The organism is Anabaenopsis sp. FSS-46 (assembly GCF_029891665.1).
GTDB classification, from domain to species: Bacteria; Cyanobacteriota; Cyanobacteriia; order Cyanobacteriales; family Nostocaceae; genus Anabaenopsis; species Anabaenopsis arnoldii.
The window spans coordinates 1-25,015 of sequence record NZ_JANQDG010000145.1; the positions used below are offsets into that span (position 1 = coordinate 1).

Here is a 25,015-nt window from a genome sequence, read left to right on the forward strand (position 1 = left end):
CGCGATATTTCTCTTAAGATTTACAAGAAAGACTACCGCTATCATTGCTTGGTTTTCGCGTTGGCAATAGTCTTAATTCAATACTTGATATCGTAGGATTATATATCAAGTGGGCGATTTTCTTAACTCACTTATGTCAATTCTTGTCAACATACGTATAGTTTTGTCTATAAAATAGTCAGCTTAGGACTAGCTCTAGTACTGATCTAATCACATCTGCTGACCCAATATCTCAGGAACCCCGTTGAATTTCGGTAAATATTTCCTCTAGGATTTCCTGTGCACCTTGTTGGCGTAGCAGTTGTGCTAGTTCTGCGCCTAGGTTTTCAGCATCCTTAGCAGCACCTGTCACAGTGTCTTTTACCAGTTTTTGACCATCCACACTGGCAACTATGCCCGTTAGTGTTAATTCCTGACCATTTATATCTGTATTTACACCTATAGGTACTTGACAACCGCCTTCGAGCACCCGCAAAAATGCTCTTTCGGCGAGACAGCGATCGCGGGTTTGAGGGTGTTCAATGGCTTTGAGGATGGTGATGATTTCCTGGTCATCTGCACGGCATTCTATCCCTAAAGCACCTTGTCCTACTGCATGGAGGGAAATTTCTGGGGGGAGAATTTGATGAATGCGATCGCTCATTCCCAGGCGCTGTAATCCCGCCGCTGCCAAAATTAGGGCATCATATTCCCCCGCATCCAGTTTAGCCATGCGTGTATTTAAATTTCCCCGGACATCCTTAAAAGTGAAATGGGGGAATTTGTGGCGTAACTGTGCGAGTCGTCTTAAGGAAGATGTGCCAATAACTGCACCTGCTGGCAAGGTTTCAATTTGCTTATCCTGATACTTCTCATGTACCACGAGGGCATCTGCGGGGTTTTCCCGCTCTGTAATCACTGCCAGGGTTAACCCTTCTGGTAAATTAGTGGGTAGATCCTTGAGGGAATGAACTGCAAAGTCAATCTCCTGACTGAGCATTCCCACTTCCAACTCTTTAGTAAATAGTCCCTTATCGCCAATTTTAGCTAATGCTACATCCAAGATTTTGTCGCCTTGGGTAGACATGGTATGGACTTCAAAAGTGATATCAGGAAAGCTTTTCTGAAGTTGTTCTCTTACCCAGTCGGTCTGAACTAGGGCGAGTTGACTTTTACGAGAACCAATGCGGATGGTGCGTGCAGGACTGGAAACAACTGAAGTCATAAATAAAACAGTATCTTAAAACCAGGCGATCAAGTTATTCTCATCTAGATTACCGCAGTGGGTAAGTCTCCGGATTGTTATTGTCTAAATTCAGGTAAACTTTATGCGGTTTTTTTTACATTTTTTTACATTTTGCTGAATTAGTTAACATTTCCCGGCTACAACCCAACTTCACGGGTAGAGGACAGACAGCCCCATAATTTGATAACTTAATTTTATGAAACTGAAGTTTTCTACCCATGAACCGTTCCGCTTGCCTTATCTTTAATCCAGTGGCGGGTCAAGGAGACCCAGAGCAAGAACTGGCGATGATTCGGGCATTATTAGAGCCAGAAATTGACTTGAATATTTATCACACAACAGCAGAACTTGGTGCTGACAAACTAGCTGAACTAGCTGTTAAACGGGGTGCACAAGCAATTATCGTGGCAGGGGGGGATGGCACTTTGTCGGCGGCTGCTACTGCTATAGTGGGTACTGATATTCCCTTGGGGATTATTTCTAGGGGAACAGCCAACGCTTTCGCTGCGGCATTAAAAATACCCGACACCATTGACGCTGCTTGTCAGACAATTTTGCAGGCGGGGACTCGATATGTAGATACAGCTTATTGTAACGGTAAGCCCATGGTACTACTGGCAGGTATCGGCTTTGAAGCCGATACTGTAGAAATCACAGGTCCAGAAGCTAAAAAACGCCTGGGGATTATGGCTTATATTTTAGCCGGAGTACAACAACTGCGTAATTTACAGAGCTTTGAAGTTGAAATTGAGACTGATGATAAAGTGATCAGAACCACTGCATCAGCTGTAACAGTAGCCAATGCTGCTCCTCCTAGTTCAGTTTTAGCTCATGGTCCAGCAGGTATAATTTATGATGATGGACTACTAGATTTAACCATAGTGGCTCCGGAAAGTAAAGCAGGAGCGATCGCCGCGACATTTCATTTATTACAAACGGCTTCCAGTGGTAGCCCAGTAGAGCGAGATGATATCGGCTACCTGCGGGGAAACCGATTCAAAATTAATGCCTTACCGCCCCAAAAGGTAGTTTTAGATGGTGAAATCATTGGTACAACTCCCATTGAAGTTCATTGTGTACCAGCAGGCTTGAAAATTTTTGTCCCTTTTGACCAAGCAGTTAGCCCGGTGGAAAAACTAGAGGGACTTCCTAATTTAACAGTTGAGAGCAAAGATAGTAGTAAAATTCAGGAGTAGGTTGTATTGAAACTCGTTTCTGATCCAGCGACGGCTAAAAAAATTAGCAAGATGCAGCAAAGAGTCAAATGGCAAGACCCGTTAATTTTACAGCGCGGGATTGACCAAACTCGGCTAGTTTTGGCGAACAACCACCCAGATAATCCAGAGTTTTCTTTTTTGGTAGTGGGTGACAGTGGGACTGGTAGTCACTGGGGACATCATCCGCAGCGACGGGTTGCAGAACAAATTCTACCCCATCGGCCGGAATGTAGTTTTATCTTACACACGGGTGATGTAATTTATTTACTGGGATCAAGTGAATATTACCAGCAGAACTTTATCCGACCTTACCGAGAATTTCTCGTGGGTGGAGAACATCCAGAAAAAATTGCTTATGACCAGATGGTTTTTAATTTTCCTGTGTTCCCAGTACCGGGAAATCATGATTACTACGACTTACCACTGGTATTAAGTTTACTTTCCCTCACCACTTTACCCATTCGGCGTTTATTACCATCGCAATTAGCACTGGATGTAGGCTTACATGGTTCTGGGAAGGGTAGGGCTTATGCAAAGGCATTTTTAGATTATCTCCAAGCTTTTCAGGTTCCCAGTCAGTTAGGAAAACACTTAGATAATTACTATACGGCTCAGACAGATACGGGGCGCTGTCTGAATTACCAAGCGGGGCGCTTTACCCGGTTACCAAATCGGTATTATACGTTTTGCTACGGGGGAATTGAATTTTTTGCCCTTGATTCTAATACATTTAATGAACCAGCGGCAATACCTGAAACACGCGCCGGAATAGAACAGCGTAGACTGTTAGAAAAACGCCGTCAGGATTTTGAGCAGGAAAAGCTGCAAATCATGGAAACTTCAGCCAAGCTAAATCCTGAGCATCCCAGCGCAGCGGAGAAACTGGATGACTTACAAGGTCAAATATCACAAATTGAGGAACTGATTGTTGATATTGACAAGCAATTAAACACCGATAAAACAACCGTGACTGATATCGAACAATTGGAGTGGTTGAAAAAAAGACTAATTAAATCTTGGAATACGGCAGATATACGGGGAAGAGTCCTTTATTTTCACCATCCGCCTTATGTGACTGAAGCGACAAAATGGCAACAAGCGCAAACTTTAGCCATTCGCCATCGCCTACGCGCTGTACTGGATGCGGTGGCGGCAGAAGTAGGTTATTTGACACAGGGACGACCCCTAGTGGATTTAGTCTTAAATGGTCATGCTCATTGCTTAGAACATCTGCAAACTTTGGATACAGGACACGCTGACGCTAATATTCACTGGGTTGTCTGTGGCGGTAGTGGGTATAGTCTGCGTCGCCAAAGAACTGAAGGCCCGGATTTAAGAGAAACTGTGGGAGATAGCAGTAAATTAGTGGCGCGATCGCATTTATTCATCGGTCGTCATGGTTACGGTTCTCAAAAGAGACGACCTTATTCCAGTTTACGCATTGACGTTACAGGGGATGAGCATCCTCAATTTATTCTCCGTCCCTTGGTCGCCGAATGGCATCAAAGGCAATGGCATAATTCCGAAATCAAATCTTTTACTCTGGGAAATACTCCCCTCTTCTGAGTCAGGAGAGGGGTTGGGGTGAGGTTATTTCTATGGTTGAGAAAATTACTCACCCAAAACTTCTTGTTTCCACAATCGAATTTTCTGAGTTAATTCTTGGCGAGTTTCAGATTTAGCTAGATATCGCCAACTAAACCAAGTAAAGTAAGTAAGACCAATCAACTCAAAAAATGGTGCTAGTAGGGGAACATCATTTATGGCACTTACTACAGCTATTACTAATTTAAGTGTAATCACTGCTGTAATAATTAAAGCTAAGTTGCTTAAAGAGCGCTGATTTTTATAAAAAAAGCTACTTACATATTCAGGAAATTCACCTAAAAAGTCAGTTGTGCTTCTAGCAACTTGTTGCCATTGAGCTTGGGGTTCATAAGCTGGCGTTAGCTTTGCTAAGTTTGCATCCCTAGAAGGTGGTAGTATTCCATTAGGTGCGATAACTGCTTCGAGTTCCTTTTGTTCAGTTTCCATAGTTTTTGATGTTGGTAGTTACAGCATTTCTTTTAAATTACTGGATATTAATACAGATCACAATCGGGTTTGTGATCTGGGTGAAAATTTTTTAATTAATAGGGTAATGTATAATTATCTGGATTTGCCAGTAATGAGGGTTAGATTCCCTCACTACCCTGGAATTATTTAGTTTTTCCTAGTAACTAAGCTTTAATTCCACCAATTTATCCCCGTGGCGGCGCAACAACTGCATTAACAATCACATCATTAACACCGTTAATTTCTTGGGCTAATGGTTCAATTTTAGATAACTGCGCCTGATTATTTACAGTTCCTGAGACAATGACTGTACCTTGTTCTGTAGCCTGAACTGTTAATCGGCCATCAGGTATATTCGCTTCTAATTTAGAACGAACTTCACTGGCTAAGTCTTCTGGAGTTCTGTCGGTAGTATCATCAGCTAAAGCATCAGTTCGCTCTTCGCGGGCGCGAATATCAGCATCTAGTTGTCTTCTGCGGATTTCGCTTTGAGAATCTTCAAGTGAGGCTTGTCTTTCTTCTGGGGTTGGTGCTTCTACAACTTCACCGGGAGCGGGAGCAGTCCTATCGGTTCTCGCCACATCTTCACAAGCAACCGCACCCAATAATACAACGCAACTAATTAAAAAAGGAGTGAGCTTTTGCATTTTGTAACTCTTCCTCACAAATTCAAATTGTGAAAATATATTGGCGTTTTTAGGAGTAGCAAGCATTCTCTGGCGCTCTTCCTAGTTCCAATAAATAAAATGAAAGTGTTGTCAGTTTAGATTAAACTTTTTCATCACGACGGTCTACAATCACTACTGTGGGTTCATGGCGATCGCTCGGAACTGTTTGTACAACTGGTGTAGTTTCATGTCTATGTTCTCTACCGTCATTGGGGTAGTCATAAACACCAAAATCTTGAACACCGTAGCGGTTAAAAATTGCTTCTGCTGTGGCAATTTCTGCGTCTGTGCCTTCTATAATCACTAAATAATGTCCTTGTTCAACCCGCTGCTGATAAACTCTAGCCCGTTCTTCGGGAATTCCTAAGCCGATTAAGGCACCTATTAGACCACCAGCAGCAGCACCAATACCAGCGCCTGCTAGAGTTGTCGCCAAAGTTGTTGCTGTTGCACCCGCGAGCATAATCGGCCCAATTCCTGGAATTGCTAAACTTCCCAGACCGACTAATAAACCAGTAATACCGCCCAAAGCGCCGCCAGAAATTGCTCCAGCTGCAGCACCTTCATCGGCTTTATTACCTACCTGTTCTCTGGTTGGAGTACCAGCAATATCACCTCTGTGTTCTGCATCTTTGGCGATAACAGAAACTCCCTCCATGGAAAAGCCGGAACTTTTCAATTCATGCAATGCTTTTTCAACATCTCTACGGTTAGAAAAAGTACCTACAGCTCGTCTATGTACGTTAACTACCATTTTAACAAACCTCATCTTTATTGATATCGTTTAAATTTTCGCCAATTCTGTACCTTAACTTAGCCAGTTAATGGTATGTGGTAAATTACAGCGCATTTGATTTGATTGACGTACACAAGGGCGGGGATCCATACCCATCCTAGAGGAGTTATGATCTTAAGATGTGTACTTCATTTAGTTGAAAAGTGCTGTATTAAACTGCATCCTTCTATATAAAAATGCTATCAACACCTTCTATTTACACATTTTTATTGAGGATTTCCATCAATCCCTTGACATAATTGCGATCTCTTTCATTAGACATAAGTATTGATATCCGCAAAACAGTATATGAATTATTGTGGAGATTTAAATTATGGCTTTTACCTTCTAGTTGGGTAGGGAATTAATCAATAATACTTAAATAAAATTATAAAAAATATGACTTTTGGAACAGGGGTTTATGACCTAAGAAAGTGGAGTTATAGATAAATGAATATTTAAAATGTGAGAAATGGTTATTGCATTCAGTAGGACTGGGAAAATCTTATGATTATGTTTCAAAGTGTGGGAACCATTTTGAAGTGGGTTTGGCTACCTATGGAGATAGCACCCAGAAATGGAACTTCAGAAACTTTAACTCCAGAACAAGTATCATTACTGTTTTCTGGTCCGAAGTTGATAGTCGCACTATTAGCTGGTATCTTAATGGCCTTGGCCTTCCAATTTTTACTGACAAATTTTTCACTGGCGGTAGGAATTTTATCTTTAGGAAGTGATTCCGCTGCTGGTGGTGAGTCGAGTACCTGGGGCGGTACCATTCGCAAAATTGAAAAGAAGGTGGGATTTTGGGGATTAATCAGCGCCAGTATTGCATTATTTATGGCTTGTTTTCTAGCAGTCAAACTGAGCTTAATTGAAAGTATGCTCCTAGGAGCAATTATGGGTGTAGTTATCTGGTCTACCTACTTTTCCTTAGTGGTTTGGCTGGGTTCATCAACCCTGGGTTCTTTGATTAGCTCCTTTATAAATACTACAAATGCAGGATTACAGGCTATACTCGGTACAGTTAGGGCTAATGTGGCGAAAAAACCAGCGGTTTCTACTGCTGAAGAAATTATAGATACAGTCCGGCGGGAATTAACTTCGGGTTTAGATGCTGAAAGTATTAAGAATACTCTACAAGGTTCCTTAAAAGCTCTGCAAATACCACAACTAGATTTAGCCGATATTCGCCAACAGTTTGAGCGGATACTGGGCGATGTAGATTTATCATCTATTGGTGGGGGTGATTTAGCAGAAAAAATAAATCGCCAAACATTTGTGGATTTAATTAGCAGTCAGACAAATTTATCCAAAAAAGAAATTAATCAAATTGCTGACCAACTAGAACAGGCTTGGAAACAAGTGGTTGCTCCTCAAAGTCCTACGGAGCAAGTGATTAATTTAATTAAATCTGCTACACCCGAAGAGTTGAAATCTGAAAAATTAGGTGAACGTCTTGAGAAATTGGTGGGAGTTAGAGAAAATGGTAATGGTCGCAATGCTTGGATTCAAGAAGGGATAAAATATGGTTTGAGTAGTGCTATACCAGCAGTATTAGAACGGGTAGACTTTTCTGATATTGATCTAGAAAAAATTACCACTCAAATACAAAAGCTCAGAGACAAAGTTGAAGATATAGATGTGGAAAAAATTAGCGCACAGTTACAAAGTAAAATAACTGCAAGATTACCACAGCCAACCTACAATAGTATCAAAGCGGATGTAGAAGACTACATTCTCAATTGTTTACCTTGGCATTTTAACCGCACGACAATCAGAGATGAATTTCAAGAAGTGATCTATGATCCACAGGCAGATCCTACCACCACGCGCTGGGAATTAAGCCAAATCAATCAAGAGGATTTTAGAAACTGGCTCAAACAGCGGGGTGATATCAGCGAGGGTAGGGTGACGGAAATTAGTCAGCAGATGGAAAGTATTCGGGAGGAAGTTTTAGAAATTGTTCAACAGGCGGAAGTCCGGGAAAAAGGTGACGAACTGCGCTTACGGATAGAAAATTATTTGCGTTCTACAGGTAAAGCAGAACTGAGTCCAGATGCTATTGAGCGGGATGTGAGCAATTTATTAGAAGATTTTACAGATTTAGATATCGGCTTACAAGCATTTGACCGTGATGCTTTTGTGCAATTGCTTTTACATCGTCAAGATTTGAGTACAGCAGAAGCTGATCAGATTGTCGGTCAATTAGAAAGTATCTGCGATCGCGTCTCGAATCAAGAAAGAGCAACGGCCAATGAATTATGGCAAAGAATAGAAGACTATCTGCGGAATACCAACAAAGCAGAATTAAATCCTGAAGGTATTAAACGTGATTTTGCCGCTTTAGTAGAACAACCGGAAGTAGGAATTAATTTAATCCGCAATCGCCTATCCCATTTTAACCGGGATACAGTGGTAAAGTTACTGAGTCAAAGACAAGATTTAAGCGAGGAGGAGGTTAACCAAACCTTTGAGCAAATCCAAGCAGTAGTTGAGCGCATTTTACAAGTACCGCAAACAACAATCAATAAATTGAGCGAATATCTGCGCAATACTAACTTGGAAACACTCAACCCAGAAGGTATGAGGAGAGATTTGGAAACATTACTCGCTGACCCGCGAGAGGGTGCTTTAGCATTCCGCCATCGCCTATCGGTTGACCGTGATACATTGGTAAAACTCCTCAGTCAACGTCAAGATTTGACCCCAGGGCAAGTTAATCAGATCATTGATCAGATAAAGTTGGGGATTAATAGTATAATTAGAACACCACGACGCTATACTAGTCGTGCGGCTCAAAGAGTTAGGGATTTTGAAGCTCATCTAGAAAATTATTTGCGTCACACTGATAAAGAGGAACTCAACCCAGAAAGCATTAAACGTGATGTGCAATTATTGCTGCGAGATCCACAAGTGGGATTGGCTAATTTAGGCGATCGCCTGGGGCGATTTGACCGTTCCACAATTGTGGCTTTATTATCTCAAAGGGAGGATATTTCCCAAGAGGAAGCTAACCGCATCGTGGATCAAATTGAGTCGGTGCGTGATTCAGTTGTGCAGCAATGGCAGCAGGTTCAGGAAAGGGTAGAATCGGTAATTGAGGGAGTTTTTGGCAAAATTCGCGATTATCTCAACTCCTTGGAGCGTCCAGAACTAAACTATGAGAGCATTCAGCAAGACTTTGCTAAATTATTCGATGATCCCCAAGCTGGATTTGAGGCTTTGCGCGATCGACTGAATCAATTTAATCGTGATACCTTGGTAGCTATTCTCAGTTCTCGTGAGGATATTTCCCCGGAGGATGCTAACCGCATTATTAACCAAATAGAAGCGGCGCGGGATAGTATATTGCATAGAGTTGAACGCCTCCAGGAAGAAACCCAAAAACGCCTCCAAGCAATTCAAGAACAAGCACAAATTCAAGCTGAAGAAACCAAGAGAATTGTGGCTAATGCAGCTTGGTGGCTATTTGGTACAGCCTTGACTTCTCTGTTCGCCAGTGCGATCGCCGGAGCTATGGCCACTCAATTGCGGTATATGATATACATCCCACCAATGTAGAGAGCGATCAGAGTCAGTCCATCCCAAGTTACATACATCCGGGAGCGACTGACCGCATGATAGATTAGTCCCACAATGGCGACGGAGGTCATGATCATGGAAATGATCGCAGTAAACAGATGCACATCACTAATTTGCACCCACAAATCACCTTTGAGGTACGCCACATCGTAAATTCCCAGAATCGCTAAATTCCAGAGATTAGAGCCGAAAATATTAGAAACTGCCATTTCTACTGCATTCATGCGAATTGCTTCCAGGGATACCACCACTTCCGGTAGTGATGTGGCCGCAGCTAGTAACAAGGAGCCTATAAAGCTTTGTCCCAATCCAGTGGTTGTTGCTACCTCATCCCCCAAATACGCCAGCCACACACCTAAAAGTACGGTAGCTAGAGCCAGTAAGGTAAAATTCAGATAAGCTCGTCCACGTTTAATATGTTGGTATTGAGCAGCTTCTGGTTCCACTTCCAAGATAGCCGCAGCCATTCGCCTGATTTCAAACTGTGTCATGATCCGGGCGCTGACTACATAAAGTAGGATTAATAACAAACTGGGAATACCAACCCATCCGAAAGCCAGATGAATTCCTTTGTTAGTTAATAGCATTCCCGCAGCAGTTAACCCCAACATCGCACAACCTAAACTAGCGGACAAACCCAGACCCACTGGTGCGCGTTTAAGTAATGGCTCCCGTCCGCTGACAAGATCGAGTATTCCCAAAATCATTAAATTGAACAGACAACTACCCAAAATACCCCCGACTGCTAAATCTGGAGCGTCTAATACCGTTACTGCACTGACTCCTGTAGCCAATTCTGGTAATGATGTGACACCGGCCAAAAGTAGACCACCAACCCAGGTACGCCCCAAGCCTGTTTTCTCAGCTACAACATCAGCGCTTTGGGAAAGCCGCATACCTACAGCAATTACCAACAGGACACACACAAGAACTTGAATAAAAAGAAACATAAGAAGTAGTGAATGAGAGAATGGGGATTAAACAAAGTATAGTCCCTTCAAGGCTATCCTTGGGGTTTTGTCAGCATTAAAAGTAATTTAACGCACATGACATCAATTTTCAAAGTAACTTAACGCACATGATATCAATTTTTGCTCCCATATGCTATTTTTTAATTTCTTGATTTGTGTCTTTTGTGTATTTCTCCAGAGGGGGGAGGTTTCGCAACCGGTCTAGGTTCCGCATTGATTTTTAACAACTTTTAAATTTTTCAGACTGGGATCTGCGCAACCAGTGATTAGTCCACCCATGGCTTGAACTTGTTGTAAATATTCTAACGCCGATTTAGTAATCAATTCCCCTGGCATTAAAACCGGGATTCCTGGGGGATAAGGACAGACAATTTCAGCGCAGATGCGATCGCTGGTTTGTGCTAAAGGTAAAATTTCATTAGCAGCAAAAAAAGCTTCACGGGGGGAAACGGTTGTTAAATTATCGCCGACAATCAACGCCTTACCACTTGGGGGATGACAATGGTGGTTCATCTTCTCTAGAGAGGTGAAACCTTGCACCAATTGCTCAATATCAGCTAAGGTGTTCCCTAGAGTAATAATAAAGGTGAGATGTTGCCATGAGGCCAACTCAGGGGTAACACCTAGCTGTTCATCCAGAATTGTTTCGGCTGCAAATCCTGTGAAACCTAAGCCGGAAACGTTGACAGTTAGCCGTGTTTGGTCTAAATTGGGGAGTTGTAAAATGGATAATCCGGCAATAGTGCTGATTCTGCTTCTGGCTATATCTGCAAGTTCCAGGGTGCGAGACATCAGGGCTTTTCCGTGGAGTGCCATTTGTTGACGTGCAGCATCTAAGGAAGCTAAAAGGATATAACTAGGACTGGTAGACTGGACAAGTTGTAAAGCTTTGTTGACTCGGTGAATATCTATGCTGTGTCCTTGGATGTGTAACATTGATGCCTGTGTCATGGCACCGAGTACCTTATGAGTAGATTGTACAGTTAAATCTGCGCCGGCGGCTAAGGCGGGGGTGGGTAATTGGGGATGAAAGGCAAAGTGCGCTCCGTGTGCCTCGTCTACGAGTAAGGGGATATGATATTGGTGGGTGATTTGGGCGATCGCTTGCAAATCTCCACAAACACCGTAATATGTGGGATAGACTACTAAAACTGCTTTGGCTTCAGGATGCTTTTGTAATGCAGCTTCCACAGATGCGGGTGTGATACTGTGAGCAATATCTGAAACTGGGTCATATTCAGGATTAACAAAAATTGGAATAGCACCAGAGAGAATTAACCCAGAAATAGCCGATGAATGCACATTACGCGGCAAGATAATTTTATCCCCAGGACTACAGGTAGCCAAAATTGCCGCCTCAATTCCACAGGTTGAACCATTGACAAGAAACCATGTTTGTGATGCGCCAAAAGCCTCTGCTGCTAGTGCTTGGGCGGCTTGAATTACCCCTTGGGGTGCAAACAAATTATCTAAATCTGCTAGTTCTGTTAAATCAGCCTGAAAGACTTTTGTACCCAGTAGGTTAGCCAAGGGTTGAGAAATGCCCATACCTTGCTTATGTCCTGGGGTGTAAAAAGGCGCGTGAGCGTGGGTTGTATAAGCCTTTAGGGCATCTAACAAGGGGGTTTGGTGTTGATTTTGCATTTGGGAGAAAAGGAGCCGCCAAGACAGATGAGAGATAATATTTATAGTTAGAAAACAACTAAATTTAACACAATCTTAATCCCCACTTGATGAGAGGTTGATGCAATTGAGGAACCAGTAAATTAACATCTCAGTAGGGATAGATATGGAATTTATAGATTACAATCGTCTCCTAGCCAATAAATACAAACGGCGTAATTTTTTGCTCGGTGCAGGATTTTTAACCGGGTTAACAATTACAAGTCAATGGCATCCGGTATTGGCTAACCCCAGATTTTCCGCTGATCCCTTTAGTCTGGGAGTAGCTTCTGGCGATCCTTTACCGGATAGTGTAGTTATTTGGACTAGACTAGCTCCTAATCCCCTGCTTGGGGGAGGAATGCCGGTGAAAAACGTACCTGTGCGATGGCAAGTTGCCCTGGATGAAAAGATGCGCCGGGTGGTGCGTCGAGGGGTAGCAATGGCGACACCAGAGTTAGGACACTCAGTACACGTTGATGTGCGTGGGTTAGACCCACAGCGTTGGTATTGGTATCGATTTCAAGTGGGTCGAGAATTTAGCCCCATTGGGCGGACTCGCACTGCACCAGCATTGTATACATTGCCTCAAAAACTCAACTTTGCTTTTGTTTCTTGTCAAGACTGGCAAAATGGTTTCTATACAGCTTTTCGGCATTTAGCTGAGGAAAATCTCGACTTAGTAGTTCACTTAGGTGATTATATATATGAATACGGACCGCGAGAGGGTGCGCCACGCCAGCATAATGGACCAGAAATCATCTCTTTAGACGACTACCGCAACCGTCATGCTCTTTATAAAACTGACCCCAATCTGCAAGCTGCTCATGCTGCTTGTCCCTGGATTTTTACCTGGGATGATCATGAAGTTGACAACAACTATGTCAACTTAATACCCGAAGACGACCAAACCTTAGGGGATTTTACCCAACGGCGAATCAATGCTTACCAGGCTTACTATGAACATATGCCTTTACGTCGCTCTTCGTTGCCCAATGGGCTGGATATGTTACTGTATCGGCGCTTTACTTTCGGTAATTTAGCTGAGTTCAACGTTCTGGATACCAGACAATACCGCACCGACCAACCTTGTGATGATGGACTCAAACCTCGTTGTGCCGATGCCGTTGACGATAAGGGTACAATGACAGGCTCAGAACAAGAACAGTGGCTACTCACAGGGTTAGACCAATCGCGATCGCGCTGGAATATAATAGCCCAGCAAACAATGTTTGCTCAATACAACTTTAATACTAATCCTAGTCCGGGTGTGTTCAACATGGACCAATGGGATGGTTACGTAGCTCAACGTAATCGACTTTTAAATTTCCTCAATGACCGTCGAGTTTCCAACCCAGTAGTAATTACCGGCGACATTCACTCAAGTTGGGTACACGACTTAAAACTAGATTTTGATAATCCCAACTCAGCGACAATAGGTACAGAGTTTGTCGGTACTTCAATTTCCTCTGACTTTCCTGTCCAATTTATTGCTCCAGTTCAAGCTTCCCTAAGTAATAACCCCCATACTAAATTCTTTGATGGTGCTTTTCGGGGGTACGTTCGTTGTCAACTAACACCAACACTTTGGCAAACTGACTACCGCGTTGTTTCCAGCATCCTGGACTTGAACGCCTCTGTCAGAACCTTGGCTTCCTTTGTAGTTCAAAATGGACAACCAGGCGCACTTGTAAATTAACCACATCAAAAACCTCTGATTCTTTTGTTTCCTCCCAACCCCCTTATGAAGGTGAAAAGAGCCTTGGGTGCTCTCCTCAATTCCCGTTAGTAAGGGGGTTAAATTGTTGAGGCGATCGCCCTCTCAGACCTGATGTTAAAATGCTCTAGTGAGGGTCAATAGCCTGAGAGGATGTTTGTTAAGTCATGATTAGTGTATCAAATATTGTTTGACCCCACCCTAACCCTCCCCTTGTCAGGGGAGGGGACTGGATTTTATTGTTTTTTGTGTGTTGAGTGTGTTGGGTGTGTTCGGTGTGTTCCCTAAGATAAAAATTAGCTGTTGAAAACTTATCAAACATCCTCTTAGAACCAGTACCAGCACGTAAACTGTTCCCGGTGCAATCCCCCAAACCATCCCAGAACCTGTTTAAATTAACTTTGTAGTTTACAAAATCTTAAATCCAAAATGCTAAGAGCCGGAATTGTCGGACTTCCCAACGTCGGAAAATCTACGTTATTTAATGCTGTGGTTGCTAACGCCAAAGCAGAAGCAGCTAACTTCCCTTTTTGCACGATTGAACCGAATGTCGGTGTTGTCTCAGTCCCGGATGAGCGGTTAGATGTTCTGGCTAAAATTGCTAGTTCTGTTCAGATTATACCAGCGCGGGTGGAGTTTGTCGATATCGCCGGCTTGGTTAAAGGGGCAAGTCAAGGAGAGGGGCTGGGTAATCAATTTTTGTCCCATATCCGTCAAGTTGATGCTATCGTCCATGTGGTGCGGTGTTTTGAAAATGATGATATTATCCATGTAGCCGGTTCTATTGACCCAGTGCGAGATATGGAAATCATTAATTTAGAACTGGGTTTATCAGATTTAGCACAAGTTGAACGGCGAATTGAGCGCACGCGCAAACTAGCACGTACGAGCAAAGATGCACAGGTTGAAATCACAGTTTTAGAAAAATTAGCTGCTGCTTTAAACGAGGGTAAATCTGTCCGTCAGGTCAGTTTATCTGCAGAGGAAGAGGAGATAATTAAGGGATTAGAATTACTGACTAACAAGCCAATTATTTACGCGGCGAATGTGTCTGAGGATGAGTTAGCCACGGGTAATGAATTTGTGGAACAGGTTCGACAAGTTGCAGCTGGTGAAAATGCTCAAGTTGTGATTGTTTCCGCACAAGTAGAGGCGGAATTAGTGGAATTACCGGAAGAGGATAAGGCGGATTTTTTGGCCTCTTTAGGTGTGGAAGAAGGCGGGTTAAAATCTTTGATTCGTGCTACTTACACTCTTTTGGGTTTACGGACTTATTTTACTTCGGGTCCCAAGGAAACCCGCGCTTGGACAATTAACGCGGGAATGTCTGCACCCCAAGCAGCTGGGGTGATTCACTCAGATTTTGAACGGGGTTTTATTCGCGCTGAAACTGTGGCTTATCAGGATTTAGTTACACATGGTTCTATGAATGCTGCGAAGGAAAAGGGTTTGGTGCGCAGTGAAGGTAAAGAATATATTGTGCAAGAAGGGGATGTAATGCTATTCCGCTTTAATGTGTAGTTATGGGTGGTGTCCCCGGTTGATAACCGGGGACTATGTGAAAAAACTAACGACTTTTTGTTACCCAAAATTGATAGCCAGATTCATTACTTAAGCTATTGGCGAAACTCCGAGCGTCCATTTCTGAGGTAAAACTGGCAGCTTGGGTTTCTTTACCGACAATCAACGCATCACCACAATAATTATTTTTGACTGTACTCAAGGCACTGGACGGACCTTTGACAGCCCACCAATCAGCGCCAGAAACATAGGGATGACCACAAGTTGAGCGCCGTGTTAGGGAAGAATTAGAATTCCTAATGGTAGTGTTGGAAGTTGCAGTATTGACACTTGCGACATAGGTGGAGGCTAAAGATTCTAACCGTTTTCTTTCTGCGGCTAAACGTTGGCGTTCTTCCCTAGCTTGTCGAGCTTCTGCGGCTAAACGTTGTCGCTGTTCTTGAGCTTGTTGTTTCTCAGCTTCTAGGCGTTTTTGTTCTGCTTCTTGCTTTTCTCTCTCTGCTTGAGCGGCTCTTTGTTCTGCTTCTAGGCGTTTTTGTTCTGCTTCTTGTTTTTCCTGCTGGGCTTGAGCTGCATTTTGTTGGGCTTCTAGAATTTCTCGGGTCACAAAAAATCCGCCACCTAATCCTAAAGCAGTTAACACAACAGTTATGATGATCATTCTTAACTTCAAATTGGAAAACTTAGCTGTTTTTTCAGTCGGTATTTGCTTACTCTCTACTTCTGTATTGATCAGGGTTTGTGGAAGGGTATCGGATTTTGGTGATATGATGACTGTGTTTAAATGGCTGGGTGGTAATATTGATGTATTATTTTCTACTAAATGTAAGTCTTGATACATCTCTGCTGCTGTTCGATACCGACTAGATAAATCTAGCTTGATAGATTTATCTAACACCTTGGCCAGTTTAGGTTCAAGATTGGGTACATGACTATGCCAATCCAGTTCCCCTGTAAGTTGACTGGTGTCAAACTCAATTGGTAATTTTCCGGTGAGGGTATAAATCATTGTTAGTCCCAGAGCATAGAGGTCTGTACTAAATACTGTTCGCCCGGCGCTCTGTTCGGGAGCCATAAAGCCTCTAGTTCCTACTATGACTGAACTGATGGTGGAACCTGACCCGAGGGTGACTGCTCCCATAGTTTCTTTGACTGCGCCAAAGTCAATTAATACGGGTAAGCGATCGCTGTCTCGTAGGATAATATTTTCTGGTTTAATATCTCGATGAATAATATTTTTGCTGTGAATATATTTCAGGGTATTAAGTAAAGAGGTGAGAATAGCGACTGCTTGCTCTGAGCTAATGATTCCCACTTGAGCCAGGCTTTTACCTTCAATATATTCTTGAACCAAATAAAATTGACCCTGATCCGCAAAGTAGCTGAGTAAAGTAGGAATTTGAGAACAATGGCTTCCGAGTTCTTCTAGCACTTCTGCTTCTTTACCGAAGAGTTTTTCAATCATTTCTGTGGAGGTATGATGACTCTGGGTAGCAGGTTTAAGGCGCTTCAACACCACCAAACGTTGGGAGGGAATTTGAGTATCGCGAGCTAGGAAGGTTTCACCAAATCCACCGGAACCCAGTGGACTAACGATTTCATAACGATTAAGGAGTAAGTTCTGCATATATAACTTGTATTTGATTGTGGGAACTGAGCTTTGTTTAATGCCAACTAAATTTGTTACTTACATAATCTTGGTTGTGATTTTTATTTTAAAGCTTCACTGAGAATAACAAAATGGAAACCTTGGCTTTTTAATTTGCTAATGATAGGTTGTATGGCGTCAACAGTGTTTTGACGATGGGGGCTTTCATCGGGATGGATCAAGGTGGGATTAGTCAGAAAGCCATCGTGCATCAAAATTACACCAGGGTTAATCACATTGGTGACAGCATGAATAATAGAAGCAACTGAACTGCTTTTTCTCCAATCATTAGTGTCAACTATCCATTGAATACTATTTAGTCCCAGTTGATGAACAATGTCTAATACCTGTGTATTTTGACGTCCATAGGGAGCCCGAAACCATTGAGTGGGATAATCCATCCCCAGACATTGGTTAATACTGTGTTCATTACTAATAATCTCCTGATGTTGTTGATCAGGGGAAATCTGAGTAAATATAGGGTGGCTATAGCTGTGATTGGCAATTTCATGTCCATCCTGATAAATATTTTTAAGAATCTCACAATTTTCTGCAATTTGTTTACCAACCACAAAAAATGTAGCTTTCACTTGATTTTTTTTGAGTATAGCTAGTATTTTGGGTGTGTATTCCTTTGTTGGACCATCATCGAAGGTTAAGGCTACAGATTGGCTTTTCATGGCTGCTAAAAAAGTAGACTTATTGTTAAGAGATAGGTCAATAAGTGGTTTATGTGGTTTTTTTTGATCTTGAATGGTTGTTTGAAAATAATTTTGCCAAGCTTTAGCTGCTAATTGATATTCTTGTAAAACTAATAGCTGTTGATTAGCATCATTATAAATAGTGGTATTTGAAGGTATTGATTTCATTACTTTTTGAGATAGTTCTAAATTATTAATCACCTGGCTAAGAATTTTTAAACCTTCCTGTGGATCTACATTTTTATTAATAGTATTTAGCTCCTCAATAGCTTTATATAAATTTTCTTTAGCTTTGAGAAGAATTAAATTATCATAACTCACTTCAGGTGAGGAATTACCATGGGGTTGCGAATTTTTAGTAACTGTGGAATCAGGCTTAGATGGGCTTAAAGTAGAAACTTCGGTCTGTTCTGGATGCTGTTTGAAAGCAGAATTTGATATATTTCGTCTGTTATTTTGATAATCAAACAAAAAGTACGAGGTGATTATCCCTAAAATTGTGCTAATTAAGATGATTATTGCGAAATATTTATGATTTGGCATGATCAAAAAACATTGGTAGTTATTGGGTAATTTTTCAACTCTAATTAGAGGATGTCCTTCTTTTTTTGAATGATAAAGGTAACTATCAGATAAACTAAGCTATGCACAAGTAATAATTTCCAGTTGAGACTGATATTATCCCAACTAGGTTCATAGACATCGGTGATAGCAAATGGTGCTGGGATGCTAGTACCATCAGGAAGTAAAATAGGCTCTGGGACTAAAGCATTAATATTCACTAAAGACCCATAAGCTCCCACAGACCACCGACTAACCATTAACCAGGCGAGGTATTTACTGATTGCTTCAGTTTTAAAGAGGACTCCAGAGAAAATGATTTGCGGTAGTAGTAATACTACTAGGGCACTGTTAGCCTGAGTGCTGTTTTTAACAGCGGCGGAAACCATTAGCCCTAGACAGAAACAGGAGAATAATGTCAAAAAGCTGGTAATGGAAACGCCATAAAACCAGGGAACTGTTAGAGAATCTGGCGCAGCAAAACTGATGAGAATAGCAATGACCATGATTATGGTTTGTAAACAGGCTATTGCGGCAAGAACTACTACTTTTGAGGTTAAATAGCTAAAAGCGCTTAAATTAACTAGTCTCTCTCTTAAATAAATATCATTTTCTTTAACAATTTCTTGTAAAGAAGTACCTAAACCTATCCAAATAGCAGCACAAGTAAAGACCAAGACTACAGTTTGAGCTAGGGGAGCTAGTTTAGGGTTAGCTTCACTAGCGAGAATAAAGGGTTCTTGATCTGCTATGGCTAAATTAATCAGTAAAATACCAAGGGGTGCAGTGACTAGGGAGATAATTAAGTTCACTCGGTCTCGAATCACTAACTGTAGGTATCTCTGGGCTAATATCCAGGTTTGATCTACTAAAGAGGCCTGAACTTGGCGGGGTTTGGTTGTGATGATGTGGGAATTGCTCATACCCAAGCGTTGGTCAATATATTGGGTTTGATACCGTGACTGCTTAAATAGTTCCGCAGTTCTCATGACAACTTCTTGATTATCCAACTGAATATAAATATCTGCGAAATCTTTGTTATTTAAGTCAAAAAATACACAGGCATCCTCAAATGAGCCAAAGTAGCAGAGGTTACCACCTTGACCGAGAAATACAATGCGGTCACACAGATCAATATTACTTGTAGCATGGGTAACTAAAATGATGGTTCTGCCTTGATTAGCTAACTTTCTGAGCAGTTGCATCATTTTTTTATCTAAACCGGGGTCTAACCCTGAGGTGGGTTCATCTAGAAAAAATAGTTTGGGATCGACTAATAACTCTACTCCGATGGAAACTCGCTTTAATTGTCCACCGCTGAGGTTTTTAACTAACACATCCCGACAGCCTAACATTTCAATTTGAGTGAGAGTTTTTTGAATAATCGAATTTAGATCGGTATCGGGGGGAAGTCTGAGTTTAGCTGCATATCTTAAGGCTTCTGTAACTGTTAATTCCTTGTGAATAATATCTGATTGAGGCACATAACCGATTTGATTGCGATAAATATTAAAGCTCTGTCTGAGGTTTTCTCCATTGATGTAAACTGTGCCTTGGTTTGTAGGTTGAATCCCCAGTAAGGTTTTCATTAAAGTAGATTTACCGGCTCCACTTCCCCCAACTAAAGCAACTAGTTGGCCTGGCTCTATGGCTAAAGAAATCTTATTGAGTAAAACTTTTTGCGAGTTTTTATTTTTAACAACTCTAAAAATGTTCTTAGCGTCAATGCGAATATAATTACCAGTGTCAGAGATGACTAATTCATCCCCTTGTAAGACCAAAGTATAAGGAACAATTTTAATAACTGCACCAGAGGTGAGATGAGTTTTACCATTGACTTTTGTACCATTGACAAAAACGCCATTAGTACTGCAATCATACAAGATATATTCCCCTGATCTGATATATTCAATCACCGCGTGTCTACGGGAAATGGTGGGGGCGATAATTTGTAGGTTAGCTGCGGGGTCTCTACCCACAACGGTTGACTTTTCCTTGAGAGAGATGGATGAGAAAAATGAACTTTTCTGCTGATGAAAACTACTGCTAGGGTGATGAAATTCTAATGTTACTAAAAGGTTAAAATTTTGACCTATTTTAATAATATCTCCGTTTTGTAGGGAATATCCTAAATTATGACTGATTAAATGATTCTTTATAAAGAGTTTATTACTACTTGGTTGAAGGCGATCGCCATCATAAATGTAGTAATTTCCGTCAACTTCCACTAAAGTAGCTTGACAGCGACTAATTACTTTCCAGTCTGCGGGTACTAATAGGTCTGCTAGTTGGGGATCTCTGCCTATGATATGTTGGCTTTGGGTAAGTTCAAATTTGGGGAGTGTTTGACCCTGATTGGTAAGAATAATATAGGGTCTAGAGGTTGGGGTCATGCTAATGGATTGATATAAGTAATAAATGTTACTGTGTTATTGGTTAATTAGTCAAAAACTAGGTTTAAATGTCTTGTTTTTGATCACGGTTGTTTATATGTAGATAGCGCTTTGAGTTCTTAAATATACTTAACTAGTAATTATATCTTTAACATTGTATAAAATTTCTTGCATCTATCTTAAGACATATTTTTTATGTTTATGGGTAGCAAGGTTGTGTAATCAAGGTCACAAAAAGCAAAACCGGAGGGGGATAACCTCCGGTGTAGTCAGAATTTATCGGGGAATAAAGTTCAAATTTGACCGGTAAAGACTCGTTGAGCAGGTCCTGTCATGTAAATTCGTTGGTTGGTTTCTGACCATTCAATTTGCAAGGGTCCACCAGGTAATTCTACAGTGGCGGTGCGATCGCATTTTCCGGTTAACACCCCTGCTACTAGGGAAGCACAAGCACCAGTCCCACAAGCTAATGTAATACCTGCTCCTCTTTCCCACACCCGCATTTTTAAATAGTCGCGACTGACTACTTGAATAAATTCCGTGTTTGTCCGTTGGGGAAAGGCTGGATGATGTTCAAATTGAGGGCCAATAATTTCTAGGTCAATGGCGGCGACATCTTCCACAAAGGTGATACAGTGGGGATTACCCATACTTACACAGGTAACTTCCCAGGTTTTACCTGCTACTTCTAAGGGTTGATTAATCACTTTTGTCTGAGCAGTCCCTAGGGTTGTGGGAATTTCCCCAGCTAGCAACCGGGGTAAACCCATATCTACCTTGACTTGACCATCAGTCATGAGTTGGGGTGTAATTACACCTGCTAGGGTATGAATATGATATGAATCTTTGGTTCTAGATTCCCCTTCTAAGTCAGCTAAAAATCTGCCTAAACAACGAATACCATTACCACACATTTCCGGTTCTGAACCATCAGAATTAAAAATCCGCATAGTATAATCAGTACCGCTTTCTCCTGGTAAGGCAAAAATTACACCATCAGCACCAATGCCAAAATGGCGATCGCATAACTTAACTGCTTGTTCAGGAGTCAACAATGGTAAAGATGACAAGCGATTATCTATTAAAATAAAATCATTCCCCAAACCATGATACTTAGTAAATTCTGTTGCCATCTTCCCTAGAATAAATTATCAATGACTAGAGGAAATTATAACGAAAATGCCGACATACCCCACCTCAAAAAGATGGGGTTTTACCTACCATGAATAAATTTAACTAACTGTGGCGCGTGTTGATTCAGTATCAATGGGTTTGATGAAGTAAAGACGCAACATATGGGAAATAATCGCCAAAGTGGGGGGGATTTTTTGCCAGAACTTGATAATTCCAGGGCGATTACTTTCCTTAATTTCCGTCAGTCTCTGGGTGTTGATGAAACACTGTTCTAATCGCCAGAAAAATTCGGGGTGATTAGTATCTAAAATTATAGGAAAAGCCCTGGCTGAGGTGTTATTAGTCTCCTGGATGACTGTATTATTGTATTTGCGCGGGTGTATACCAATGGCTTCATAAAATGTGGCCCGTTCAAATACTGTAATGGTATGGGTGACAAATACAGTCAACAAAAAGAACCGCACCCACAATCGTGCTTTCCAATTGTTCCATAATTTTGGTTGCGATCGCAACAGTGCTTTAAAGAAATCCCCATGACGGTTTTCATCCTGACACCAACTTTCAAACTTGCGGAACAGAGGATAAAATTGATATTCAGGATTTGCCTGTATATGACGGTGGATTAAGATGTAACGCCAGTAACCAATTTTCTCCGAGAGGTAGACTGTATAAATTACCCATTCTGGAGGGAAAAAAGTATATGTACGGTGTTTAGTCAGATAACTTAAGTCTAGAGACAGATTAAAATCTGCCATAGATTTATTGAGAAATCCCGCATGGCGTGCTTCATCCCGTGCCATATAATTAAAAGCATCAGCCAAGAGGGGATTTTTAGCTTTGAGTCTGCGGGATAATTCTTTAAACAGCAAAAACCCCGAAAACTCTGAAGTACATGAACGCTCTAAAAAGTCAATAAAAGCGCGGCGTTTTTCTCCCTCAACGTGTTCCCAAGATTGCTGAAACTCTTCATCGCGCACGAAGTGATGGCGGTTATAGTCAGCGCGCAACTCGGCGACAATGGCCTCCAACTCAGTCTCATGCGCGGAAATATCTAAATTAGCCACCGCTTCAAAGTCAGTGGTATAAAAGCGAGGCGTTAACAAAGTTTCCTGAACAGGTGCTTTAATCCCTGGTTTCGTGTAATTGGGGTTGGGAGTTTCAATAGACTTAACCATGAGACTGCTTTCATATTTGATCTTTTCATATTTATATAAGCATAAATTATCAAAATGACACATCAGTTAAATTATTGAAAAGTAATTTTAGATAAATAACCTTAACTACTAATTGCTAATTCTGATTTTATCCAGTAATCCAGGGAACCGAGAGACTATTTATTAACAAACTTTCTCTGTAGTCAGATGCTAAATGTGTACAGTAAAAGCCAGCCAAATCTAAAGAAATATTAATAAGTTTATAGCTATACAAATATTAATAGTTAAATTATTTTATGAGAGAACAATAATGCGATGCCTACCACCAATGATAATCGCAGCTAATTTCTACAGTTTAGCCTATTTGGTGGGAGTCAACACATCACGCATTGGGGAAACTCTTTAGACTAGATAACAGCGAAAGCAGAGAAATTTATTAGTAGTTTGATTTCCGCCGCGCTACATGAGGCGGGATGGTTACAGTTTTTTGGAGGTTTTGATGGTTTTTGTCTTGCCTGGTGTTAAATTTGATCTAAATATGATCCAAAAGTATGATACTCCTGCACCCCGATATACAAGTTATCCACCTGCTACGGAGTTAAATACAGAATTTATTGCAGGTGATTTTCGCACCGCCATCACCGCATCCAACTACCGAAAATCTCCCCTGTCTTTATACTTCCATATCCCCTTTTGTCAGACTGCTTGTTACTTTTGTGGCTGTAATACAGTAATTTCTCAAAACAAGAATATTGCCAAACCTTATATAGAACATTTGGCGCGAGAAATCAAGAACATGGCGCGCTTAATTGATCAAGACAGAAAAGTCCTGCAAATTCATTGGGGTGGTGGTACACCCAACTATTTAAATCAGGAACAGGTCAAATTTTTGTGGAAACAAATTACAGATAACTTTAATATTGATTCCCAAGCTGAAATTTCCATTGAAATTAATCCCAGCTATCTCGATAAAGACTATATTTTCTTTTTGCGTGAGGTGGGGTTTAACCGGATTAGTTTTGGTATTCAAGACTTTAACCCCCAAGTACAAATTGCTGTGAATCGTCTCCAACCAGAAGCATTACTGTTTGATGTCATGGATTGGATTAAAGCAGCCAAGTTTGATAGTGTGAATGTGGACCTAATTTATGGTTTACCCCATCAAACTCTCCAGACCTTTCGGGAAACAGTCAGCAAAACCATTGCATTAGATCCTAACCGCATTGTTGTGTTTAACTTCGCCTATGTACCATGGATGAAACCAGCACAAAAAAATATTCCCCAAGCTGCATTACCGCAACCCCAGGAAAAGTTAGAAATCCTCAAAATGACCATTGAGGAACTGACAAATAGTAAGTATCTCTTTATTGGTATGGATCATTTTGCTAAACAAAATGATGAACTAGCGATCGCCCAACAAAATCGTACCCTCCAGCGTAACTTTCAGGGATACACCACCCACGCAGGAACCGAACTATTAGGCTTTGGTGCTACATCTATTAGTATGCTCCATGATGCTTATGTACAGAACCACAAGCAGTTAAAGAATTATTATCAGGCGATCGCCTCGGATATTTTACCTATAAGTAAAGGTGTTAAACTTACTCAAGATGATATCATCAGAAGGGATGTAATCATGTGTATTATGTCTCACTTTCATCTGCATAAGCAAGATATAGAAGACAAACATCACATCAGTTTCGATGAATATTTTACCCATGAACTAGAGGCTTTAGCACAACTGCAAGCTGATGGACTGGTGAACATATCAAACAAAGACATAGAGGTGACAGATATTGGTAGGTTATTAGTCAGAAATATTGCTGTTATATTTGACAATTATCATCAAACCAAAGAACAGCGATTTTCCCGAGCAATTTGATATTGATGATTAATGTATAGAATATTGTTTTACCCCACCCTAACCCTCCCCTTGTCAGGGGAGGGAAAACCTTTGCGACCTTTGCGCGTACTTAGCGACCTTTGCGTTTAAACACCGTACAGGCGATCGCCCCAAAGCTCCCCGAC

17 protein-coding genes are annotated in these 25,015 nt (G+C 41.3%); 6 read left to right on the top strand and 11 right to left on the bottom strand.

Features of this window, described 5'->3' with window-relative positions:
- Nucleotides 1-232: 232 nt before the first annotated feature.
- Nucleotides 233-1,204, bottom strand: a complete 972-nt coding sequence (gene hemC / locus NWP21_RS17480) for a hydroxymethylbilane synthase (protein WP_280793648.1) — start codon at nucleotides 1,202-1,204, stop codon at nucleotides 233-235.
- Between the two features lie 239 nt (nucleotides 1,205-1,443).
- On the opposite strand from hemC, the gene NWP21_RS17485 reads away from it, so the two are divergent.
- Nucleotides 1,444-2,421, top strand: a complete 978-nt coding sequence (locus NWP21_RS17485; protein ID WP_280793649.1) for a YegS/Rv2252/BmrU family lipid kinase — start codon at nucleotides 1,444-1,446, stop codon at nucleotides 2,419-2,421.
- A 6-nt stretch (nucleotides 2,422-2,427) separates the two neighbouring features.
- Nucleotides 2,428-4,008 carry a metallophosphoesterase gene (locus NWP21_RS17490; protein ID WP_280793650.1) on the top strand — a complete coding sequence of 527 codons (1,581 nt, stop codon included), beginning with the start codon at nucleotides 2,428-2,430 and terminating at the stop codon, nucleotides 4,006-4,008.
- Between the two features lie 45 nt (nucleotides 4,009-4,053).
- On the opposite strand, the gene NWP21_RS17495 is transcribed toward NWP21_RS17490, so the two are convergent.
- The 3 genes from NWP21_RS17495 to NWP21_RS17505 all read right to left on the bottom strand — a co-directional run bounded on the left by NWP21_RS17495 (nucleotide 4,054) and on the right by NWP21_RS17505 (nucleotide 5,919).
- On the bottom strand, nucleotides 4,054-4,476 hold the full coding sequence (locus tag NWP21_RS17495; protein WP_271731501.1) for a CAAD domain-containing protein: 423 nt from the start codon (nucleotides 4,474-4,476) through the stop codon (nucleotides 4,054-4,056).
- A gap of 206 nt (nucleotides 4,477-4,682) precedes the next feature.
- Nucleotides 4,683-5,144, bottom strand: coding sequence for a BON domain-containing protein (locus NWP21_RS17500; protein WP_271731502.1), 462 nt, complete (start codon nucleotides 5,142-5,144; stop codon nucleotides 4,683-4,685).
- 121 nt (nucleotides 5,145-5,265) lie between these two features.
- The gene (locus NWP21_RS17505) at nucleotides 5,266-5,919 is read right to left on the bottom strand and encodes a general stress protein (RefSeq protein ID WP_280793651.1); all 654 of its coding nucleotides are present in this window, start codon (nucleotides 5,917-5,919) and stop codon (nucleotides 5,266-5,268) included.
- A gap of 534 nt (nucleotides 5,920-6,453) precedes the next feature.
- Here NWP21_RS17505 and NWP21_RS17510 point away from each other — a divergent pair.
- Nucleotides 6,454-9,504, top strand: coding sequence for an MFS transporter (locus NWP21_RS17510; RefSeq protein ID WP_280793660.1), 3,051 nt, complete (start codon nucleotides 6,454-6,456; stop codon nucleotides 9,502-9,504).
- Here NWP21_RS17510 and NWP21_RS17515 read toward each other — a convergent pair.
- Together NWP21_RS17515 and NWP21_RS17520 are read right to left on the bottom strand one after the other, a co-directional pair.
- Nucleotides 9,468-10,475, bottom strand: coding sequence for a sodium:calcium antiporter (locus NWP21_RS17515; protein ID WP_280793652.1), 1,008 nt, complete (start codon nucleotides 10,473-10,475; stop codon nucleotides 9,468-9,470). The two genes, NWP21_RS17510 and NWP21_RS17515, sit on opposite strands and share 37 nt — an antisense overlap.
- 222 nt (nucleotides 10,476-10,697) lie before the next feature.
- A complete protein-coding gene (locus tag NWP21_RS17520) occupies nucleotides 10,698-12,140 on the bottom strand; it encodes an aminotransferase class I/II-fold pyridoxal phosphate-dependent enzyme (RefSeq protein WP_280793653.1) in 1,443 nt (480 codons plus the stop codon).
- Between the two features lie 145 nt (nucleotides 12,141-12,285).
- Here NWP21_RS17520 and NWP21_RS17525 point away from each other — a divergent pair, with 145 nt between their 5' ends.
- The gene (locus NWP21_RS17525) at nucleotides 12,286-13,857 is read left to right on the top strand and encodes an alkaline phosphatase (protein ID WP_280793654.1); all 1,572 of its coding nucleotides are present in this window, start codon (nucleotides 12,286-12,288) and stop codon (nucleotides 13,855-13,857) included.
- 447 nt (nucleotides 13,858-14,304) lie between these two features.
- Nucleotides 14,305-15,396, top strand: a complete 1,092-nt coding sequence (ychF, locus tag NWP21_RS17530) for a redox-regulated ATPase YchF (protein WP_280793655.1) — start codon at nucleotides 14,305-14,307, stop codon at nucleotides 15,394-15,396.
- Nucleotides 15,397-15,442: 46 nt separating this feature from the next.
- Here ychF and NWP21_RS17535 read toward each other — a convergent pair whose 3' ends face one another.
- From NWP21_RS17535 to acsF, 5 genes are all read right to left on the bottom strand, one after another.
- A complete protein-coding gene (locus tag NWP21_RS17535) occupies nucleotides 15,443-17,023 on the bottom strand; it encodes a protein kinase (protein WP_280793656.1) in 1,581 nt (526 codons plus the stop codon).
- A gap of 83 nt (nucleotides 17,024-17,106) precedes the next feature.
- On the bottom strand, nucleotides 17,107-18,288 hold the full coding sequence (locus NWP21_RS17540; RefSeq protein ID WP_280793657.1) for a polysaccharide deacetylase family protein: 1,182 nt from the start codon (nucleotides 18,286-18,288) through the stop codon (nucleotides 17,107-17,109).
- Nucleotides 18,289-18,332: 44 nt separating this feature from the next.
- Complete coding sequence (locus NWP21_RS17545) at nucleotides 18,333-20,699, bottom strand: ATP-binding cassette domain-containing protein (protein WP_280793658.1); 2,367 nt, start codon at nucleotides 20,697-20,699, stop codon at nucleotides 18,333-18,335.
- Between the two features lie 293 nt (nucleotides 20,700-20,992).
- The gene (dapF, locus tag NWP21_RS17550; RefSeq protein WP_271731513.1) at nucleotides 20,993-21,832 is read right to left on the bottom strand and encodes a diaminopimelate epimerase; all 840 of its coding nucleotides are present in this window, start codon (nucleotides 21,830-21,832) and stop codon (nucleotides 20,993-20,995) included.
- 99 nt (nucleotides 21,833-21,931) lie between these two features.
- Entirely contained in the window at nucleotides 21,932-23,008 is a 1,077-nt protein-coding gene (gene acsF, locus NWP21_RS17555; RefSeq protein ID WP_280793659.1) for a magnesium-protoporphyrin IX monomethyl ester (oxidative) cyclase, read from the bottom strand.
- A 478-nt stretch (nucleotides 23,009-23,486) separates the two neighbouring features.
- Between acsF and hemN the strand changes: the two genes are divergently transcribed.
- A complete protein-coding gene (gene hemN, locus NWP21_RS17560; protein ID WP_271731515.1) occupies nucleotides 23,487-24,869 on the top strand; it encodes an oxygen-independent coproporphyrinogen III oxidase in 1,383 nt (460 codons plus the stop codon).
- Nucleotides 24,870-25,015 lie beyond the last annotated feature (146 nt).